The organism is Streptomyces flavidovirens DSM 40150, assembly GCF_000429085.1.
Classification (GTDB): Bacteria; Actinomycetota; Actinomycetes; order Streptomycetales; family Streptomycetaceae; genus Streptomyces; species Streptomyces flavidovirens.
Genome location: NZ_AUBE01000004.1, coordinates 173,324 through 191,477, shown reverse-complemented (window position 1 = coordinate 191,477; position 18,154 = coordinate 173,324). Strand labels below are relative to the sequence as shown.

The following is an 18,154-nucleotide window of genomic DNA, read 5'->3' as shown; positions in this document are numbered from 1 at the left end:
AACTGCCCCTGCTGAACTGAGCTCCGCGCCGGGCCTTCCTGACATCCGCCCTGACCTGTGGGGTCACCGGCCCGCCGCGGTACAGCCCCCGAAGCCCCCTCACGGCTTCGGGGGCTGTTCTTCGTGCGGGTGAATCAGTGGCACCCGGCCCGTGCGCCGCAGCGGCACGCGGGCCGGGGCCCGTCAGTGGGCTCCGACGAGGCGGAGTTCTTCGAGCGCGGCCGCGTGGGCGTCCATGCGCTCGGCGGCGAGGATCGCGACCGCCGTGTCGGCGCGCGAGGCGGCCACCACCAGCGCGCGGCCCGCGAGCTCGTGCGCGCGGCGGTGGAGTGCGATCGGGGCCGCGTGCGTGAGGCCGGCGTGCCGGGCCGGCGGGGCGCTGCGCAGCCGGGCGACCTGAGTGGCGATACGGTCGGCCGCCGCGCCGAGACCCAGCTCGTCGGTGACCGCGAGGAGCGCCGCCAGGTGTCCGGCGAGCTGGATGTCCAGCTCCTCCTCGCGCGAACGGTGCGGGAAGTCGGCCCGGTCGGCGGCCATGCGGTGGACCGACTTGTTGCGGATCGGCTCGTACATGGGGATGGCCTCCTGCCAGGGTCAGGAGACCAGCCTACATTAGATTCTGTCTAAAGTTGAGCCGAGTCGCGGTGAAGTCCCGGCGTGATCCGGTGTGATCCGGTGCGCTCCGGCGTGGTTCGCGCTTGCCTATGGCTGTCCGTATCCGTCCAGGAAAGTGCCGATACGCGTCACCGCGTCCGCCAGCTCTTCCACCGCCGGGAGCGTCACGATGCGGAAGTGGTCGGGCTCCGGCCAGTTGAAGCCCGTACCGTGCACGACCATGATCTTCTCGGCCCGCAGTAGATCGAGGACCAGCTCACGGTCGTCCTTGATCTTGTAGACCTTGGGGTCGAGGCGCGGGAAGAGGTACAGCGCGCCCTTGGGCTTCACGCAGGTGACGCCCGGAATCTGCGTGAGCAGCTCGTACGCCGTGTTCCGCTGCTCCAGGATCCGGCCACCCGGCAGCACCAGGTCCTCGATCGACTGCCGGCCGCCGAGCGCCGTCGCCACCGCGTGCTGCGACGGCATGTTGGCGCACAGGCGCATGTTGGCGAGGATCGTGAGCCCCTCGATGTACGACGAGGCATGTGCCTTCGGGCCGCAGACCGCCAGCCAGCCGCTGCGGTAGCCGGCGACGCGGTAGTTCTTCGACAGGCCGTTGAAGGTGAGGGTGAGCAGGTCGGGCGCGATGGTGGCGGTCGGGGTGTGCGTGGCGCCGTCGTACAGGATCCGGTCGTAGATCTCGTCGGAGCAGACGACCAGGTTGTGCCGGCGGGCGATCTCGGTGAGGCCGCGCAGCATCTCGTCGTCGTACACCGCACCCGTCGGATTGTTCGGGTTGATGATGACGATGGCCTTGGTGCGGTCCGTGATCTTGCGCTCGATGTCGGTGAGGTCCGGCATCCAGTCGGCCTGCTCGTCGCAGCGGTAGTGCACGGCCGTGCCGCCCGCCAGCGAGACGGACGCGGTCCACAGCGGATAGTCCGGCGCCGGTACGAGCACCTCGTCGCCGTCGTCGAGCAGTGCCTGCATCGACATCTGGATCAGCTCGGAGACGCCGTTGCCGAGGTAGATGTCCTCCACGTCGAGGTCGATGCCCTTGGTCTGGTAGTGCTGCATGACCGCGCGGCGCGCCGCGAGCAGGCCCTTCGCGTCGCCGTAACCATGCGCACCCGCGAGATTCCGGAGGATGTCCTCCAGGATCTCGGGCGGGCACTCGAAGCCGAACGCCGCCGGGTTGCCGGTGTTGAGCTTGAGGATGCGGTGACCCGCCGCTTCGAGCCGCATCGCCTCCTCAAGAACGGGGCCGCGGATTTCGTAACAGACGTTGGCGAGCTTCGTCGACTGGATCACCTGCATAACAGTCACCTTACGGGCGCATAACAAGACCCGCTTCGTGTTTTTGGCCACGTGGGCCGACGACCGGGTCCGCCCCGTCCCTGACCTGCGCCGCAGGCGGGCCGGGCTCCGTGGCCCGTGCGCCCGCAAGGCTGGTCGCGGCGGCAGGCGGCGCGGCGGCCCGGATCGGTCCTGATCGCGCTCTTGTCCGGCATGTGGGATCCCATCGACAATGCGCATGACAAAACCGGAGTGGTCGCACTCCGGTCACCCATGTCGTTCAAGAGGGGACCCCCCACATGAAGAAGCCTCTCGTCGGCACGCTCTTCGCCCTGCTGCTCTTCGGAGCGGGAGCGGCGCCGGCGGCCGCGGAGACTCGCAGCAGCCCCCAGCAGGTCCAACCAGCGGTCAAGGCCGTCGACTTCGCCGGAACGGTGGCGCTCAGCAACTGTTCCGGCTCTGTTGTGCGTACGCCCGACTCGCAGCCGGGCGACCCGGCGCTCGTACTCTCCAACGGGCACTGCCTGGAGAGCGGCTTCCCGGCTCCGGGGCAGGTCGTAGTCAACCAGCCGTCCTCCCGTACCTTCAGCCTGCTCAACTCCACGGGCGCCAAGGTGGCGACGCTCAGGGCGAGCAAGATCGCGTACGCGACGATGACCGACACCGATGCCTCGCTGTATCAACTCACCAGCACCTACGCCCAGATCAAGACCGCACACGGCATCGACGCTCTGCAACTGAGCGCCACGCGCCCGGTGCAGGGCACCTCCATCAAGGTCGTCTCCGGCTACTGGAAGCGGATCTACAGCTGCGCCATCGACGGGTTCGCGTACCGGCTGAAGGAGGGCGCCTGGACCTGGAAGGACTCGGTCCGCTACACCTCCGCGTGCAAGACCATCGGCGGCACCTCGGGCTCTCCCGTGATCGACACGGCCACCGGCAAGGTCGTCGCCGTGAACAACACCGGTAACGAGGACGGCGCGCGCTGCACGGACAACAACCCCTGCGAGGTGGACGAGAGCGGCAACGTGACCGTGCGCAAGGGCATCAACTACGGCCAGCAGACGTACGGTTTCGTCCCTTGCATCGGCGTCGGCAACAAGCTCGACCTGACCCGCCCCGGCTGCAACCTGCCCAAGCCGTAAGCGCGTTGGACGCTCCGGAGCGGCTGCCCGGCGCCGCTCCGGAGCGCGGCGGCATGTCGAAACCCCTTGCTCGGCACCTGCGCGTCCCCCAAGAATGCCCATGACAAAAATCGTCGTTGGAGGGGGACCCGTATGAAGAAGCGTCTGGTTGGCGCGCTGCTCGCGTCAGCGCTCCTCGGGGCAGGCACCGCACCGGCGGTCGCGGCACCGGCGGTCACCGCCCCGGCGGTCGCGGCACCGGCGGTCACCGCCCCGGCGGTCGCGGCCTCCGAATCCGCGTCCGGTGCCAAGTCCGGTGCCAAGTCCAAGTCCAAGCCTGTCGTCGTCGACTTCGCCGGGACTGTGGCGCTCAGCAACTGCTCCGGATCCGTGGTGCGCATGCCGCACTCGCAGCCGGACGACCCGGCGCTCGTGATGTCCAACGGGCACTGCCTGGAGACGGGCTTCCTTGGCGCGGGCGAAGTGATCGTCGACCGGCCGTCGACCCGTACCTTCACCCTGCTCGACGCCGAGGGCGGCCCGGCGGGGACACTCAAGGCGAGCAAGATCGCGTACGCGACGATGACCGACACGGACGTCTCGCTGTACGAACTCACCAGTACCTATGCGCAGATCCGCAGCCAGTACGGCATCAAGGCACTGGAACTCAACGCCACCCACCCGGTGAAGAACAGGTCGGTCAAGGTCGTCTCCGGTTACTGGAAGAAGATCTACAGCTGCGGCGTGGACGGCTTCGCGTACCGGCTGAAGGAGGGCGTGTGGACCTGGAAGGACTCAGTCCGCTACACCTCCTCCGACGCCTGCCAGACCATCGGCGGTACGTCCGGCTCACCCGTGATCGACACCAGGACGGGCAAGGTCGTAGCCGTGAACAACACGTCCAATGAGGACGGCGAGCGCTGCACCCTCAACAACCCCTGTGAGGTCGACCGGCGCGGCAACGTGACCGTCCGCCACGGAGCCCGCTACGCGCAGCAGACGTACGGGATCGTGCGCTGCGTCGCCCACGACAGCAAGATCGATCTGGACCGGAAGGGCTGCAGGCTGCCCAAGCCGTAGCGGTCCGGTGCGCGCAGGGCTGCGGCCACCCGGCGTTCACACCACTCGGATAAGTTGACCGGTCATGGGGACGCTGAGCGCTGTCGGGTACCGCCGGCTGGGTGCCGTCGGATCGGTCGCGGCAGCCGTGGGCGGCATCGCCGCCGGGCGGCTGCCGGCTCGCGACCCGTGGGGGATATGGGTTCCCCACGGGTCCGCGACGACCGTGGCGGCCGCTGTCCTGGCGTACCTGGGCCTGACCCTCCTGGTGGTGTCCTGGTGGCGGTACGGGCGGCTGATCGCCCTGAGCGCGGCGGGCGGGGTGCGCGAAACGCTGGTCACGCTGGTCTGGTGGGCGGCGCCCCTGGTACTGGCCCCACCGCTGCACAGCGCCGACGTGTACAGCTACATAGCCCAGGGCGCGATGGTCGTCGAAGGCCACGACGTCTATACGTCCGGCCCCTCGGTGCTCGGCCCCGACGAGCTGGGAGCCGACGCCGCGGCGAGCACCGGCAGACAGTGGACCGACACCCCGGCCCCGTACGGGCCCGTCTTCCTCGTCCTGGCGAAGTGGGTGGTGCTGGCCACGGGCGGCCACATCGTCCCCGCCGTGCTCGGGATGCGGCTCATCGCGCTCGCCGCACTCGCCCTGACCGTCTGGGCGACACTCCGCATCGCCCGCGCCCACGGCGCCAGTGAGACCGGCGCGCTCTGGCTGGGGGCGCTCAATCCGCTGCTGCTGATCCACGTCGTGGGCGGCATGCACAACGACGGCCTGATGATCGCCCTCATGCTGATGGGCGTGGTGTGCGCGCTGGGCGGCCGCTGGGTCCTCGGCAGCGCGGTCGTCGCCCTGGCGATGATGGTCAAGTCGCCGGCCGCCGTCGCCCTGCTCTTCATCGGCGCCCTTGTCGTACGCCGGACCACCGGCCCGCTCCCCCGGCGCGTCGTCAAGGCGTTCGCCGTCCCGGCTCTGGTGGCCGGGGCGGTCGCCGTGGCCGCCACCCTGCTCAGCGGCACCGGCTTCGGGTGGCTGCGGACGCAGAGCGTCGCCGGGACCATCCACACCGCCCTGTCCGCGTCCAGCGACATCGGCCTGGGCGCCGGCGAGCTGACGCACCTGCTGTTCGGCTGGGACCCGCAGCCGGTCAAGCGGGCGTTCCAGACGCTCGGCCTGGTCCTCGCACTCGCCGCGATCGGTTACGCCGCCCTGGCGACCTTCCGCAGGGTGCGCCCCTGGCGCGGCGCCCCGCCCCTGCACCCGGTCCACGCCCTGGGCGTCGCCCTGCTGGCCCTGGTCGCGCTCTCCCCGATGGTGCAGCCGTGGTACTTCCTCTGGGGCATGGCGGCGATCTCCGCCACCGCCTGGAACGGCAGGCTCGGCCGCGTCCTGGCCGTGCTGTCCGCAGCCCTGGTCTACGAGACCCATCCCAGTGGCAGCACCCCGTGGTACGGCTTCTGCCTCGCGGGCGGCGTGTGCGTGCTGGGCGCGGCAACGCTGTGGCGGGAGCGGCGCGCTGAGCCGTCGTCACCGGCGGCGGGGCTCAGGCGTACCGCCGGGCCGGCGGGCGGGCCCGTACGACGACCGCCCGCGTCCCTCGGCCTGCCGTCGACGACGGCGTCCGCCGACGGGGCGAAGAGGACGACCCCGGCGCGGTAGCCGGTCCGCCGCATTCGGTTTCGCAGACGCCTCCTCAGACTGTACGCCGCACCGAGCGGCCCGCGAGGACGTCCGTCCGCCTCCCGTCCTCGATCACGAACCGGCCGTCGACGAGCACGTGCGGTATGCCCACCGGCAGCGTGCGTGGGGCCTCGAACGTCGAGCCCGCCGCGACCGTGTCCGGGTCGAAGAGGACGAGGTCGGCGCGGTAGCCCTCCCGTACGAGTCCCCGGTCGGGCAGTCGCAGGCGGGCGGCGGGGCGCGAAGTGAGGTGCGCGACGCACTCCTCCAGGGAGAGGACGCCCAGGTCGCGGGCGTAATGGCCCAGGTAGTGGGGGAAGGTTCCGTACGCGCGCGGGTGCGGCTTGTAGCCCTGGAGGATGCCGTCGCTGCCGCCGGTGTGCACGCGGTGGCGCATGATCGCGCGGACGTTCTCCTCGTGGCCGACGTGCTGAAGGATCGTCGAGCCGAGGTTGTCGTTGATCAGCAGACGCCGGGCGGTGACCCAGGGGGCCTCGCCGCGCTGAGCGGCTGACTCGGCGATCGTCTTGCCCACGCAGCTCGCCAGGCCGGGGTCGCTGACACCCGAGATCTCGATCGTGTCCCACTCGATGGGGACGCCGTGGCAGCCGTCCGCGCCGACGACCTCCATGTGGTGGCGGATCTTCTCGGCGCTCTCGTCGTTGCGGAGGCGGGTGAGGTTAGCCTCCGGGCCGCCCTCGCTCGCCCAGCTCGGCAGCATGGCGACGAGCGTCGTGCAGCCGGGCGTGTAGGGGTAGGTGTCGAGGGAGATGTCCGCGCCCTCGTCGAGCGCCTTGTCGAGGAGGGAGAGGAGATCGGGCGCCTTGCCCTTGTTGACCCCGAAGTTCATGGTGGCGTGGGCGAGATGCAGCGCGCAGCCGGCGTTGCGGCTGAGGGTCACCATCTCCTCGTACGCCGCGAGGGCTCCGGCGCCGTACGAGCGGTGATGCGGGCAGTAGTAGCCGTCGTACCGCGCCACCACGCGGCACAGCTCGGTGAGTTCGGCGTCGTCGGCGTACATGCCGGGGGTGTAGGTCAGGCCCGACGACATGCCGACGGCGCCCTGCTCCATGCCCTCGGCGACGAGTTGCTTCATGCGGGTGAGCTCGGCGGGGGTCGCGGGGCGGTCGTCCCAGCCGGTCACGTACATGCGGACGGTGCCCTGCGGGACGAGGTACGCGGCATTGACGGCGATGCCCTGGCGGTCGAGCCGGTCGAGGTACTCGCCGACGGTCCGCCAGTCGAAGTCGATGGCCGTGTCACCGGGCGCACCGCCGTTCCAGCCGGTGATGGCCCTGCGCACCTCGCTCAGCGTGCGGTCGTCGACCGGCGCGTACGACAGGCCGTCCTGGCCGAGGACTTCGAGGGTGACGCCCTGGGCGGCCTTGGCGCTGTGGTCGGGGTCGCGGAGCAGGGCGAGGTCGCTGTGCGCGTGCATGTCGATGAAGCCGGGGGAGAGGGCCAGGCCGTGCGCGTGCAGCGTGCGGCGCGCGCCGAGCCGTGGCCCGCCGTCACCCTCCCGCCGGATCGCGGCGATGCGGCCGCCGTCCAGGCCGACGTCGGCGCGGTAGGAGGCACCGCCGGTGCCGTCGATGACGCGGGCGTCACGAATGACGAGGTCCATGGCTGTTCGCCTCTCTGAGCGGCTGCCGGCTGCCGGCTGCGGGGGTGGGCGGGACCATCCAGCCCCTCCCGCGTCTGAGGAGCGGGGGCCGGGGCGGAGTCCCGGAACACCCTCGCGGGCACTGGCCACCGGCGCCCGCCGCCAGGGCTAGAAGAACGTGCGGATGTAGTCCGTGACCGTGCCGTCCGCCTCGGCCAGAGGAATAAGCTGCCACTTGTCGAAGGACGTGCACGGGTGGGACAGCCCGAGGCCGAGCCAGTCGCCGACCTTCAGGTCCGCCCCCGGCTCCGTACGCACCCAGCCGTGCTGGTCCGACAGACCGGTCACCGTGATGCCGGCCGCCGGCCGCACCTCGCCCGTCCCCGCGTCCCGTACCACCTGCGCCACCGGCAGATCCAGGTCGTACGCCGCGTCGCGCTTGCCCGCGTTGACGAAGGCCTGCTCGGGCGTGGGACGGGAGACGACCTGCGCCCAGAGGCGGAACGCGGGCTGGAGCGCGCCCTCGTCCGGGACCCGGTTGAAGGGGGTGAGGTGGCGGTAGTGGCCGTCGTCGTGCGAGACGTACGCGCCGGAACGCAGCAGCTTGAGCACCGGCAGCGAGAGTGCGGGAATCTCCGCGAACATCTCCGCCACCGCGTCGAACCACGCGCTGCCCCCCGCGCTGATCACGATCTCCGAAGAGGAGGCGAACCGGCCCGCCTTGTCGAAGTCGGCCGCCAGGGCGACCAGTTCGCGCACCCACGCGCGGACCTTGTCCCCGTCCGCCTGCGGCACCTCGCCCTCGTACCCGGCCACACCCACCAGGCGCAGCGTCGTCGTGGCCGCCACCGCGTCCGCGACCGCCGCGCAGTCGGCGGCCGTCCGGGCGCCGGTACGGGCCCCCTCACCCGCGCCGAGTTCGACGACGACGTCCAGCGGGCGCGAGGCGCAGGCCGCCCGGAGCGCCTCGTCCATGAGCTGCACTCCGCGCACGGAGTCGACGTAACAGATGAGGCTGAAGCCGGGGTCGGCGTCCAGTTCGGCGGCCAGCCAGCGCAGGGCGGCCGCGTCGACGACCTCGTTGGCGAGGAAGATCCGCTGGATGCCGTACGCCCGGTACACGCGCGCCTGGTGCGGCACGGCGGCGGTGATGCCCCACGCGCCGCGCTCCAACTGGCGCGCGAAGAGCTGCGGCGCCATGGACGTCTTGCCGTGCGGCGCGAAGGCGAGGCCGTGGCGCTCGGCGTACGTCTCCAGGAGCGCGAGGTTGTGCTCCACCGACTCGGCGGACAGCGCGAGCACGGGGGTGGTGAACCCGCCGGTGAAGAGGTTGCGGCGCTCGGCTGCGAGTTCTCCGACGGTCAGCCCTTCGGCGTCGGGCGGGAGCGCCTTGAAGCGGTGGTCCACGCGTTCGTCCGCGAGTCGTCCGACCGGGTTGCCTGTGACCATGGGAGTCTCCTGGTACGTCGTGTTGCAGCATATGCAACGACCATTGCGCATATCGCTGGACGCTGTCTAACATCCGAGCCGATGCAGGGTCAATGGTGAGCAGTGGCGAGTCAATGGTGAGTCATCAATGGTGAGTCAGTGGTGAGGAGTCCGATCGTGACCGCGCCCGCGGACGAAGCAGCAGCAGCGGTGGAGGTGGTCTGCCTCGGCGAGTCCATGGTGACGTTCCTGCCCTCCCGGCCCGGCCGCCTCGCCGACGTACCCTCCTTCGGCCGAGGCATCGGCGGCGCCGAGTCCAACGTCGCCTGCGCCCTCGCCGCCGCCGGGCACCGCACGCGGTGGGTGGGCCGGGTCGGCGCCGACGGCTTCGGCGACCACCTCGTCGACGCCGTCGCCGCGTACGGCGTCGACACCTCCGCCGTCCAGCGCGACCCGCACCGCCCCACCGGCATCTACTTCCGTACGGCGGCCGACCGCGACGCCGACGGCTTCGAGGTCGTCTACTACCGCGCCGGATCGGCGGCCTCCGCCATGTCCCCCCGGAACATGCCGCTCGACGAGCTGGCCGCCGGCCGCGTACTGCACCTGTCGGGGATCACAGCAGCGCTGTCGGCCGACTGCCTGGCCCTGATGCGCACGCTGACCGCCCGCCGCCCCGGCCGCCCCCTGGTCTCCTTCGACGTGAACCACCGCGCGCACCTGTGGCGCGAGGGACGGGAGGCCAAGGGCCCCCGCGTCCTGCTCGACCTCGCGCGCGGCGCGGACCTGGTCTTCGTCGGCGAGGACGAGGCGCGGACGGCCTGGGGCGTCCGGGGCGCGGAGGCGATCCGCCGCACCCTGCCCGAACCGGACGTCCTGGTCGTCAAGCAGGGCGCGGCAGGCGCCACGGCCTTCACCCGCGACTTCGGGGCGCGCGACACCGTCACCACCGTCCCCGCCCTCCGTGTCGACGTCGTCGCCCCCGTCGGCGCCGGGGACGCCTTCGCCGCCGGGTTCCTCTCCGCGACCCTGCGGGGTCTGCCCGTACGCGACCGGATCCGGCACGGTCACCTCATGGCCGCCGCCGCCCTCACCGTCCCCGGCGACCTCGGTACGCCGCCGTCCCGCGCGCACGCCGACCGCCTCGCCGCCCTCGACTCCGACGCCTGGGGGAGACTTCGTCTCGGCCCCGGCTGGACCGAAGCGACCGAAGCGACCGAAGCAGCAGAGCCGGCGAAAGCACAGGGAGCCGCCGACCAGGAGGTACGTACGCCATGAGCCAGACCGTCGACCGCGCGCTGAGCATCCTGCCGCTGCTCGCGCAGGGACCGGCCGACCTCGGCCAGGTCGCCGAACGCCTCGGCGTCCACAAGTCCACCGCGCTGCGCCTCCTGCGCACACTCCACGAGCACGGCCTCGTCTACCGGCAGCAGGACCAGCGCTACCGCCTCGGCGCCCGCCTCTTCGCACTCGCCCAGGAGGCCGTCGAGAACCTCGACGTACGCGAGATCGCGCACCCCCACCTCGCCGCCCTCAACAACGAGTGCGGGCACACCGTCCACCTCGCGGTGTACGAGGAGACCGAGGTCGAGGTCCTCTACATCGACAAGGTCGAGAGCCGCTACCCGGTCCGTATGTACTCGCGCATCGGCAAGCCCGTCGCGATCACCGTCGCCGCCGTCGCGAAACTGCTGCTCGCCGACCTCCCCGAAGCGGAGCGCCGCACCATCGCGGAGAAGCTCGACTACCCCACCTACACGTCCCGTTCGACGCCGAACGCCGCGGCCTTCCTCAAGGAGCTGGCGCTCGTACGCGAACAGGGCTGGGCCACCGACCTCGGCGGCCACGAGGAGTCCATCAACTGCGTCGGCGCCCCCATCCGCGGGGCCGACGGCCGGGTCGTCGCCGCCATGTCGGTGTCCGCGCCGAACGTCGTCGTCACCGCCGAGGAACTCCTCGCCCTCCTGCCGCTGGTGCGCCGCACGGCCGACGCCATCAGCAGGGAGTACTCAGGCAACACCTCCCCGAAGGAAGCACGCGCATGAGCAGCAGCGTCGAGAAGACCGCGATCACCCCGTCCACCCACACCGCCCCGCCCGCCAAGTTCTCCCACGGCGTACGCAAGGGCAACATCCTCCAGGTCGCGGGCCAGGTCGGCTTCCTGCCGGCCGTCGAGGGTCAGGCGCCCACCCCCGCCGGCCCGACCCTGCGCGAGCAGACCCTCCAGACCTTCGCCAACGTCAAGGCGATCCTGGAGGAGGGCGGCGCGAGCTGGGACGACGTCATGATGATGCGCGTCTACCTCACCGACACCGGCCACTTCGCCGAGATGAACGAGATCTACAACCAGTACTTCGAGGAGCAGGGCCTCAAGGAGGCCCCCGCCGCCCGTACGACCGTCTACGTCGGTCTCCCGGCCGGCCTCCTCATCGAGATCGACGCGCTCGCCGTCCTCGGCTGAGCCGACGCGCACCGCCTTCTCCCCCCTCCCGCACTCCGTACGCCGTCACGGCGCGGCGCCCACCGCCCGGGCGCCGCGCCGCGATACCCCCTGCCCCGAAAGCCCCATGGAATGACGAGGTCCTCCTCATGCCGCTCGCCGCCACTGCCCCCGCCCCCGCTCCCGCGGAGACCCCACCCCACACCGGCGGTCTCCTCACCCTCATCGACGGCACGGCGGGCCTGCTGACCGTCGCGACCCTCGGCATCGCCCTGCTCCTCCTCCTGATCATCAAGGTCAGGCTCCAGCCGTTCGTCGCCCTGCTCACCGTCTCCATCACCGTCGGCCTCGGCGCCGGCCTCTCCGTCACCGAACTCTTCGGTACGGTCCAGAAGTCGGCCGTCGTCTCCGTCATCGAATCCGGCATGGGCGGCATCCTCGGCCACGTCGCGATCATCATCGGCCTCGGCACGATGCTCGGCGCGATACTCGAAGTCAGCGGCGGCGCGGAGGTGTTGTCCGCCCGCCTCCTGGGCCTCTTCGGCGAGAAGCGCGCCCCGCTCGCCATGGGCCTCACCGGCCTCGTCTTCGGTATCCCGGTCTTCTTCGACGTCGGCATCTTCGTCCTCGCGCCGATCGTGTACGCCGCCGCCAAGCGCTCCGGCAAGTCGATCCTGCTGTACGCGATGCCGCTGCTCGCCGGCCTCTCCATGACCCACGCGTTCCTGCCCCCGCACCCGGGGCCGGTCGCCGCCGCCGGCCTCTTCCACGTCTCTCTCGGCTGGGTCATCCTCCTGGGCATCCTCTGCGGCATCCCCGCCGTGCTCGCGGCCTGGGCGTACGCCGCCTGGATCGGCAAGCGTGTCTTCGTCGAGGTCCCGCACGACATGGTCGAGGCCGCCGAGGACGCCAAGGCCGCCGTCATCGCCGAGCAGACCGCCGCGGGCCGGCCACCGCAGGAGCAGCCCGTCTCGCTCGCGACGGTCCTGACCATCATCGGTACGCCGCTGGTCCTGATCCTCGCGGCGACGTTCTCCTCGATCGCCCTGGACCGCTCCATTCTCCGCTCGGTCATCGAGTTCTTCGGCAACCCCTTCGTCGCGCTGACGATCGCGCTGCTGATGGCGTACTACCTGCTCGGCATCCGTCGCGGCTGGTCGCGCAAATCCCTTGAGCAGGTGTCGACTTCGTCCCTCAAGCCTGTCGGCAACATCCTGCTGGTCGTCGGCGCGGGCGGCGTATTCGGCGCCGTACTGAAGGCGAGCGGCGTCGCTCAGGCGCTGTCCGACACCTTCAACGACGTGGGCCTGCCGGTCATCGTCCTCGCGTACCTCATCTCGCTCGTGCTGCGCGTCGCGCAGGGTTCGGCGACGGTCGCGATCGTCACCACGGCCGGCATCGTGCTCCCGCTCGTCGAGAACGGCGACCACTCGCAGGCCTTCCTGGCCCTGGTCATCATGGCCATCTCGGCCGGTTCCATCTTCGCCTCGCACGTCAACGACGGCGGTTTCTGGATCGTCGCCAAGTACTTCGGCATCTCGGAGCGGGACACGCTGAAGTCCTGGACGGTGCTGGAGTCGGTCCTGTCGGTGGCCGGTTTCGCGGTCGCGGCGATCCTGAGCCTGGCGATTCGCTGACCAAGCCGTACGGTACGACCAGAGGGCGCTCCGGGACCCGTCCGTCCCGGAGCGCCCTGTCGCCGGTCGGCGATACTGGGCCCCGGAGACGAAGCCGAGGAGGCCGACCCCAGTGGACCCCCAGCCGCAGTACCACCCTCAGCCGCAGCAGGGCTTCGGCCCGCCGCCGCCGGCTTTCGCCCCCGCGCCTGTGACGGCGCCACCGATGCCCTTCCACGGGCCGCCGGTGCCCGCGGGCCCCGACTTCCTGGCGGCGGACCGGCGTAACGCGGTGGTGGTCGACGCCGAAGGCGTCTCGCTCGAACGCGACGGCGCCACCATCGACTTCCCCTGGCGCGACATCCAGACCGTCCACTACAAGCCGGGCCCCGGCGGCGGGGTCCTCATGGTCGCTGTCGTCCTGCCCGACGGCCGGTTCTACGAGGGCGTGGTCGCGGCCCGCAACCAGGGCAAGCTCCACGAGTGGCTCGCGCAACTCGCCCCGGTGCTGGGCCACTACCTGGCGGGCCGAGGCCACTGAACGTGGCTGAAGGGAGCCCGTGACGGATCCCCTTCAGCCACCTCGGACGGCCGCCCCTAACCGCAGTACTGCTGCTCCTTGCCGATGGACCGGTACATGCAGTCGGAGTTCTCCAGCAGTTGCAGCACCGCGTCCCGGTTGCGGCTGGTCTCGCGCTCGATCACCTCGTCGGGCGGGTAGAAACCGCCGCCACTGGAGCCGCGCGGGTACATCTCGAAGGTGTAGCCGAAGATCTTGTGCGCGCCCCACAGGTAGTCGTCGATCGACCCGTCGGTGATGTAGAGGTCGCTCGACTGCTGCGGCGTGTAGCCGTTGCTCGCCGCCATCTTGCGGCCCACCGTCGCGAAGGCGTCACGGTCGTCCCGAGTCAGACCTGGGGCTGTGTCGTTGTACGTGTAGCCGTACGGCCACAGCACCAGTTCGCTGTACGTGTGGAAGTCGATACCCGTCTTGATCTGCTGCTTGCCGCCCACGACGCGGGAGCGGACGAAGTCGGCGACGACCTTCACCTCGGGGGCGGACTCGGGGGCCGAGCCGCGGTACGTCTCGGAGCCGTACGAGCCGGAGGAGCCGCCGCAGCAGCCCCACTTGAAGTTCCAGTTGCGGTTCATGTCCGTACCGACGGACGACGAACCGGCGTTGGGCTGCCGGTTCTTGCGCCAGCTGCGGTACGAGCCGGAGGCGATGTCGTACTCGCCGCCGTCCGGGTTGAGGTCCGGCACGATCCAGATCTCGCGGTTGTTCACGACGTTGGTGATGCGGGAGTCCGAGCCGTAGCCCGCGCCCAGCTCGCGCAGCAGGTAGAGCGCCATCTCGACGGTCAGGTGCTCGCGGGCGTGCTGGTGGTGGGTGAAGAGGACCTCGGGCTCGTTCTCGTCGGTCGCCACGTTGTCGCTGATCTTGATGGCGATGAGGTCACGGCCCTGGTACGACTTGCCGATGACGCGCTTGCTCATGAGGTTCGGGTACTGCTGGAGGCGCTGGTTGATCTCCGCGTTCATCTCGGCGTAGTTGTGATAGCGCGAGTCGGCGGGCGGGAAGTCCAGCGGCTCGACGGCCAGTCCGTTGGTACGGGCGGGCGGTCCCGGCAGTGCCTTCGGCGCGTAGCCGAGCGCTTTCAGCCGCTTGAGCTGCGCGGCGTTGGCGCTGACGACGACCGAGTGGTCGTCGGCCTCGTCCACCGAGACTCCGGTGGCCGCGACGGCGGTACGGGCGGCGGCGGTGGCCGGGCCGTGGATCTCGTACTGCCTGATCACTTCTTCCGCGGTGGCGGCGGGCGCGGGCCGCTCCCCTGTCGTGGTCGCGCTCGCGGTGAGCGGCGCTGCCACGGCGAGGGCCACGAGGGCCGCGAGGCCCGCGAGGGTGGCGGACTTGGCGGACCCTCTTCCGCGTATGCGAAGTCGCATGCTGTCTCCTGGGTGGGGAGTGTGGGGGGTGTGCGACGCATGTCGTGCGGGTGTTCGGTTCGGCGTTCGGGCATATGGTGTGTGCATGGCATGACCCCGTCAAGGGCGAGCTTCGGCCATACGGCCCGCCGTGCCGTACCCCTTGCGCGAGCACCCCTCATCCCGCTTTGGTGATCTCGATTACCTACGGGGACGAGCGGGAGGATGCCGGCGATGGCAGGAACGACAGAGAGCGGCACGGGAGAGGCAGTCACCCAGCCGCGCAAGTCCAGTTGGAAGTACATCGGCCCCGGCATCGTCGTCGCCGCGACCGGTGTCGGAGCCGGTGACCTCGTCGCGACGCTGATCGCGGGCAGCAAGTTCGGCTACACGCTGATGTGGGCCGCCGTCATCGGCTGCGTCGTCAAGATCTCGCTGGCCGAGGCCGCCGGCCGCTGGCACCTCGCCACCGGCCGCACCCTCTTCGAGGGCTGGCGCAGCCTCGGCCAGTGGACCACCGTCTACTTCGCGATCTACGTCGTGATCTGGGGCTTCGTCTACGGCGCGACCGCCATGTCGTCCTCCGCCCTCCCGATCGTCGCGCTCTTCCCCGACGGGCCGGGCCTCAAGACGTGGGCGATCGCCATGGGCCTGATCGGCCTGGTCTTCGTCTGGTTCAACCAGTACGCCGTCTTCGAGAAGGTCATGACGGTCCTGATCGGCGTGATGTTCGTGGTCGTCGTGTACGTCGCCCTGCGCGTCGGCCCCGACGTCGGCGCGTCCATCGCCGGCCTGGTCCCCGTCCTCCCGGACGGCTCGCTCCTCTACACCCTCGGCCTGATCGGCGGCGTCGGCGGCACGATCACCATGGCGGCGTACGGCTACTGGGTGAACGCCAAGGGCTGGACCAACACCGGCTGGATGAAGGTGATGCGCCTCGACAACCGCGTCGCGTACATCACCACCGGCATCTTCGTCGTCGCGATGCTGATCGTCGGCGCCGAGCTGCTGCACTCCTCCCAGCTCGCCCTCACCAAGGGCGACCGCGGCCTGATCGACCTCGGCGAAATCCTGGAGGACCGGTACGGCGCGGTGACGGCGAAGCTCTTCCTCGTCGGCTTCTTCGCCACGTCCTTCTCGTCCCTCATCGGCGTATGGCACGGCGTGAGCCTGATGTTCGCCGACTTCGTCGAGCGCCTCCAGCGCGACCGCAAGGGTGCCCCGGTCGACGTCGGCACGGTGGAGGAGGTCGCGGCCGGCGTGAAGGAACGCTCGCTGCCGTTCCGGGCGTACCTGCTGTGGCTGACGTTCCCGCCGATGGCGCTGCTGTGGCTGGACCAGCCGTTCGGTCTGGTCGTGGTGTACGGCGTGCTCGGCGCGTTCTTCATGCCGTTCCTGGCGCTGACGCTGGTGTGGCTGCTCAACTCCTCGCGTACGCCCGCCGAATGGCGCAACGGCGCGCTCAGCAACACGATGCTGGTGGCGGCGGGCCTGCTGTTCATCGTGCTGTGCGTGCAGCAGGTGAGGGAACTGCCCTGGTAAGAGCTTCGGCAGCGCCGCCGCGAGGAGCGTGAAGTGGCGGCGCCGCACGGAGCCCGTCGTGACTACGGCAGGTTGTGCACGTGCGGTCCCACCGCGTTCGACCAGGCGTTGCCGGCCGTCGCGTCCCAGTTCGTGGACCAGGTCATGGCACCGCGCAGACCGGGATAGGTCCTGGCGGGCTTGAACGACCCGCAGTTGGTGCCGCGCGTCAGGCAGTCCAGGGCGTTGTTCACGAGGGACGGTGCGACGTAACCGCTGCCCGCGCCCCGCGTGGACGCCGGTACGCCGATGCCGACCTGGCTCGGGGCCAGACCGCCCTCCAGTTGGATGCAGGCGAGCGCGGTGAGGAAGTCGACGGACCCCTGCGCGTACACCTTGCCGTCGCAGCCCAGCATGGAACCGCTGTTGTAGTACTGCATGTTGACGACGGTCAGGATGTCCTTCACCGCGAGCGCCGTCTTGAAGTACTCGCTGCCGGTGGACTGCATGTCGATGGTCTGCGGCGCCATGGTGAGCACGAGTCCGGAGCCCGCCCTGGCGGAGAGCTGGCGCAGCGCCTTGGTGAGATACGCCGAGTTGATGCCGTGTTCGAGGTCGATGTCGACGCCGTTGAAGCCGTACTCCTGCATCAGGGCGTACGCGCTGTTGGCGAAGGCGGTCGCGGAGGCGTCACTGTTGATGGTGACGTTGCCCTTCTCGCCGCCGACCGAGATGATCACGGACTTCCCGGCGGCCTTCTTCGCCGCGATGTCGGCCTTGAAGCCGGCGACGCTCGCGTACCCGACGGCCGGGTCGAGGTTGAAGACGATCTGGCCGGGCGTGGCGGTCGAGTCGGCGAAGGAGACGGCGATGATGTCGTACTGCGCCTGCACGTCACGGAGTTTCTGGACGGTCGCGCCGTTGTTGAAGTTCTGCCAGTAGCCGGTCAGCGCGTGCTTGGGCACAGCGGGGCCGGGGCCGGGATCGCCGCCGCCGGGCGCCGTCCGGCCGCTGACGGACGCCGACTTGGGTGACTCGCCGGCGGAGCTGGTGGCGGTGATCTGGAAGTCGTACGCCGTGTCCGCCGCCAGCCCCGAAACGGTCGCCGAAGTCCCGGTCACGGACTGGACCTTCGTACCGCCGCGGTAGACGTTGTACCCGGTCGCCCCGCTGACTCCGGACCAGGAGAGGGCGACGGACGACGACGTCGTGGCGCCGACGGTGAGCCCGGCCGGGGTGGCGGGGATGCCGGGTTCGGGGTCGGTGCCCCCGGCGCCGTCGGGGCCGAAGACGGATACGTCGTCGGCGTAGTAGGCGCTCTGGCCGTACCAGCCGTGGGTGTAGACCGTCACCGAGGTGGTGGCGGCGCCGGCCTTGAAGCTGGTGGTCAGCTGCTTCCAGCCGGACGAGTCGGGCGTCCAGGTGGAGACGTCGGTGGTGCCGGTGCCGCTGGCCCCGAGGTACGCGTACCCGCCCTGCACCCAGGCGCTGAGGGTGTACGTAGCACCGGGCTTGACGGTGACGGTCTGCGAGCAGCGGGCGTTGTCCTGCCCGCCGGGGGTGGCTTTGAGGGCAGCGGCGCCACCGTGGGCGGGGGAGGAAACGGTGGCGCCGCTGCCGGCGGAACAGGCCCAGTTGCTGAGCCCGGACTCGAAGCCGGCGTTCTTGGCGACGTTCACGTCGGCGGTGGCGGCACGGGCCGCGGCCTGGCCGGCGGGGGCGGCGGCCAGACCGGCGGTGAGGAGCGTGGCGGCGGTGAGAGCTATGAGGGGAAACGCTGGGCGGTCCACTTACTGCCTCCGGTGGGGGAGTGGGGAGGAGACGCAGGGACGGTGGCCACCGTTTGTTGTTGGTCGTTAAAAT

Annotated in this window: 15 protein-coding genes; 9 read left to right on the top strand and 6 right to left on the bottom strand. The window is 70.5% G+C overall.

Going from position 1 to position 18,154, the window contains the following annotated elements:
* Positions 1-183: 183 nt before the first annotated feature.
* Together G412_RS0108200 and G412_RS0108195 are read right to left on the bottom strand one after the other, a co-directional pair.
* Positions 184-573 carry an SCO4983 family protein gene (locus G412_RS0108200; protein ID WP_028811671.1) on the bottom strand — a complete coding sequence of 130 codons (390 nt, stop codon included), beginning with the start codon at positions 571-573 and terminating at the stop codon, positions 184-186.
* A 129-nt stretch (positions 574-702) separates the two neighbouring features.
* On the bottom strand, positions 703-1,914 hold the full coding sequence (locus tag G412_RS0108195) for a pyridoxal phosphate-dependent aminotransferase (protein WP_028811670.1): 1,212 nt from the start codon (positions 1,912-1,914) through the stop codon (positions 703-705).
* A 278-nt stretch (positions 1,915-2,192) separates the two neighbouring features.
* Here G412_RS0108195 and G412_RS0108190 point away from each other — a divergent pair, with 278 nt between their 5' ends.
* From G412_RS0108190 to mptB, 3 genes are all read left to right on the top strand, one after another.
* Positions 2,193-3,038: a S1 family peptidase gene (locus G412_RS0108190; protein WP_028811669.1), complete on the top strand. Its 846-nt coding sequence runs from the start codon at positions 2,193-2,195 to the stop codon at positions 3,036-3,038.
* A 132-nt stretch (positions 3,039-3,170) separates the two neighbouring features.
* A complete protein-coding gene (locus G412_RS0108185) occupies positions 3,171-4,097 on the top strand; it encodes a trypsin-like serine peptidase (protein WP_028811668.1) in 927 nt (308 codons plus the stop codon).
* A gap of 64 nt (positions 4,098-4,161) precedes the next feature.
* The gene (mptB, locus tag G412_RS33635; protein ID WP_078606855.1) at positions 4,162-5,736 is read left to right on the top strand and encodes a polyprenol phosphomannose-dependent alpha 1,6 mannosyltransferase MptB; all 1,575 of its coding nucleotides are present in this window, start codon (positions 4,162-4,164) and stop codon (positions 5,734-5,736) included.
* A gap of 34 nt (positions 5,737-5,770) precedes the next feature.
* Here mptB and G412_RS0108175 read toward each other — a convergent pair whose 3' ends face one another.
* Together G412_RS0108175 and G412_RS0108170 are read right to left on the bottom strand one after the other, a co-directional pair.
* Entirely contained in the window at positions 5,771-7,381 is a 1,611-nt protein-coding gene (locus G412_RS0108175; protein WP_028811667.1) for an N-acyl-D-amino-acid deacylase family protein, read from the bottom strand.
* 147 nt (positions 7,382-7,528) lie between these two features.
* The gene (locus G412_RS0108170; RefSeq protein ID WP_028811666.1) at positions 7,529-8,809 is read right to left on the bottom strand and encodes an alanine racemase; all 1,281 of its coding nucleotides are present in this window, start codon (positions 8,807-8,809) and stop codon (positions 7,529-7,531) included.
* A gap of 156 nt (positions 8,810-8,965) precedes the next feature.
* Between G412_RS0108170 and G412_RS33630 the strand changes: the two genes are divergently transcribed.
* The 5 genes from G412_RS33630 to G412_RS0108145 all read left to right on the top strand — a co-directional run bounded on the left by G412_RS33630 (position 8,966) and on the right by G412_RS0108145 (position 13,385).
* Entirely contained in the window at positions 8,966-10,066 is a 1,101-nt protein-coding gene (locus G412_RS33630) for a sugar kinase (RefSeq protein WP_051338205.1), read from the top strand.
* Positions 10,063-10,833 (top strand): IclR family transcriptional regulator, encoded by a 771-nt coding sequence (locus tag G412_RS41360; RefSeq protein WP_028811665.1) that lies wholly within the window; start codon positions 10,063-10,065, stop codon positions 10,831-10,833. Before G412_RS33630 ends, G412_RS41360 begins: the two co-directional genes overlap by 4 nt.
* Positions 10,830-11,249: a RidA family protein gene (locus G412_RS0108155; protein ID WP_028811664.1), complete on the top strand. Its 420-nt coding sequence runs from the start codon at positions 10,830-10,832 to the stop codon at positions 11,247-11,249. Before G412_RS41360 ends, G412_RS0108155 begins: the two co-directional genes overlap by 4 nt.
* Positions 11,250-11,377: 128 nt before the next feature.
* Positions 11,378-12,865 carry a GntP family permease gene (locus tag G412_RS0108150; RefSeq protein ID WP_028811663.1) on the top strand — a complete coding sequence of 496 codons (1,488 nt, stop codon included), beginning with the start codon at positions 11,378-11,380 and terminating at the stop codon, positions 12,863-12,865.
* A 112-nt stretch (positions 12,866-12,977) separates the two neighbouring features.
* On the top strand, positions 12,978-13,385 hold the full coding sequence (locus G412_RS0108145) for a hypothetical protein (protein ID WP_028811662.1): 408 nt from the start codon (positions 12,978-12,980) through the stop codon (positions 13,383-13,385).
* Between the two features lie 56 nt (positions 13,386-13,441).
* Here the strand turns inward: G412_RS0108145 and G412_RS0108140 are convergent, their stop codons facing one another.
* On the bottom strand, positions 13,442-14,791 hold the full coding sequence (locus G412_RS0108140; protein ID WP_028811661.1) for a M14 family metallopeptidase: 1,350 nt from the start codon (positions 14,789-14,791) through the stop codon (positions 13,442-13,444).
* A gap of 204 nt (positions 14,792-14,995) precedes the next feature.
* On the opposite strand from G412_RS0108140, the gene G412_RS0108135 reads away from it, so the two are divergent.
* Complete coding sequence (locus G412_RS0108135) at positions 14,996-16,312, top strand: Nramp family divalent metal transporter (protein ID WP_028811660.1); 1,317 nt, start codon at positions 14,996-14,998, stop codon at positions 16,310-16,312.
* A 62-nt stretch (positions 16,313-16,374) separates the two neighbouring features.
* On the opposite strand, the gene G412_RS0108130 is transcribed toward G412_RS0108135, so the two are convergent.
* The gene (locus tag G412_RS0108130; RefSeq protein ID WP_037648159.1) at positions 16,375-18,021 is read right to left on the bottom strand and encodes a chitinase; all 1,647 of its coding nucleotides are present in this window, start codon (positions 18,019-18,021) and stop codon (positions 16,375-16,377) included.
* Between the last annotated feature and the right edge of the window lie 133 nt (positions 18,022-18,154).

Coding starts and splice junctions, on each gene's coding strand:
- G412_RS0108200 (WP_028811671.1), bottom strand. CDS start 573: ATGTACGAGCCGATCCGCAACAAGTCGGTCCACCGCATGGCCGCCGAC.
- G412_RS0108195 (WP_028811670.1), bottom strand. CDS start 1,914: ATGCAGGTGATCCAGTCGACGAAGCTCGCCAACGTCTGTTACGAAATC.
- G412_RS0108190 (WP_028811669.1), top strand. CDS start 2,193: ATGAAGAAGCCTCTCGTCGGCACGCTCTTCGCCCTGCTGCTCTTCGGA.
- G412_RS0108185 (WP_028811668.1), top strand. CDS start 3,171: ATGAAGAAGCGTCTGGTTGGCGCGCTGCTCGCGTCAGCGCTCCTCGGG.
- mptB (WP_078606855.1), top strand. CDS start 4,162: ATGGGGACGCTGAGCGCTGTCGGGTACCGCCGGCTGGGTGCCGTCGGA.
- G412_RS0108175 (WP_028811667.1), bottom strand. CDS start 7,381: ATGGACCTCGTCATTCGTGACGCCCGCGTCATCGACGGCACCGGCGGT.
- G412_RS0108170 (WP_028811666.1), bottom strand. CDS start 8,809: ATGGTCACAGGCAACCCGGTCGGACGACTCGCGGACGAACGCGTGGAC.
- G412_RS41360 (WP_028811665.1), top strand. CDS start 10,063: ATGAGCCAGACCGTCGACCGCGCGCTGAGCATCCTGCCGCTGCTCGCG.
- G412_RS0108155 (WP_028811664.1), top strand. CDS start 10,830: ATGAGCAGCAGCGTCGAGAAGACCGCGATCACCCCGTCCACCCACACC.
- G412_RS0108150 (WP_028811663.1), top strand. CDS start 11,378: ATGCCGCTCGCCGCCACTGCCCCCGCCCCCGCTCCCGCGGAGACCCCA.
- G412_RS0108140 (WP_028811661.1), bottom strand. CDS start 14,791: ATGCGACTTCGCATACGCGGAAGAGGGTCCGCCAAGTCCGCCACCCTC.
- G412_RS0108135 (WP_028811660.1), top strand. CDS start 14,996: ATGCCGGCGATGGCAGGAACGACAGAGAGCGGCACGGGAGAGGCAGTC.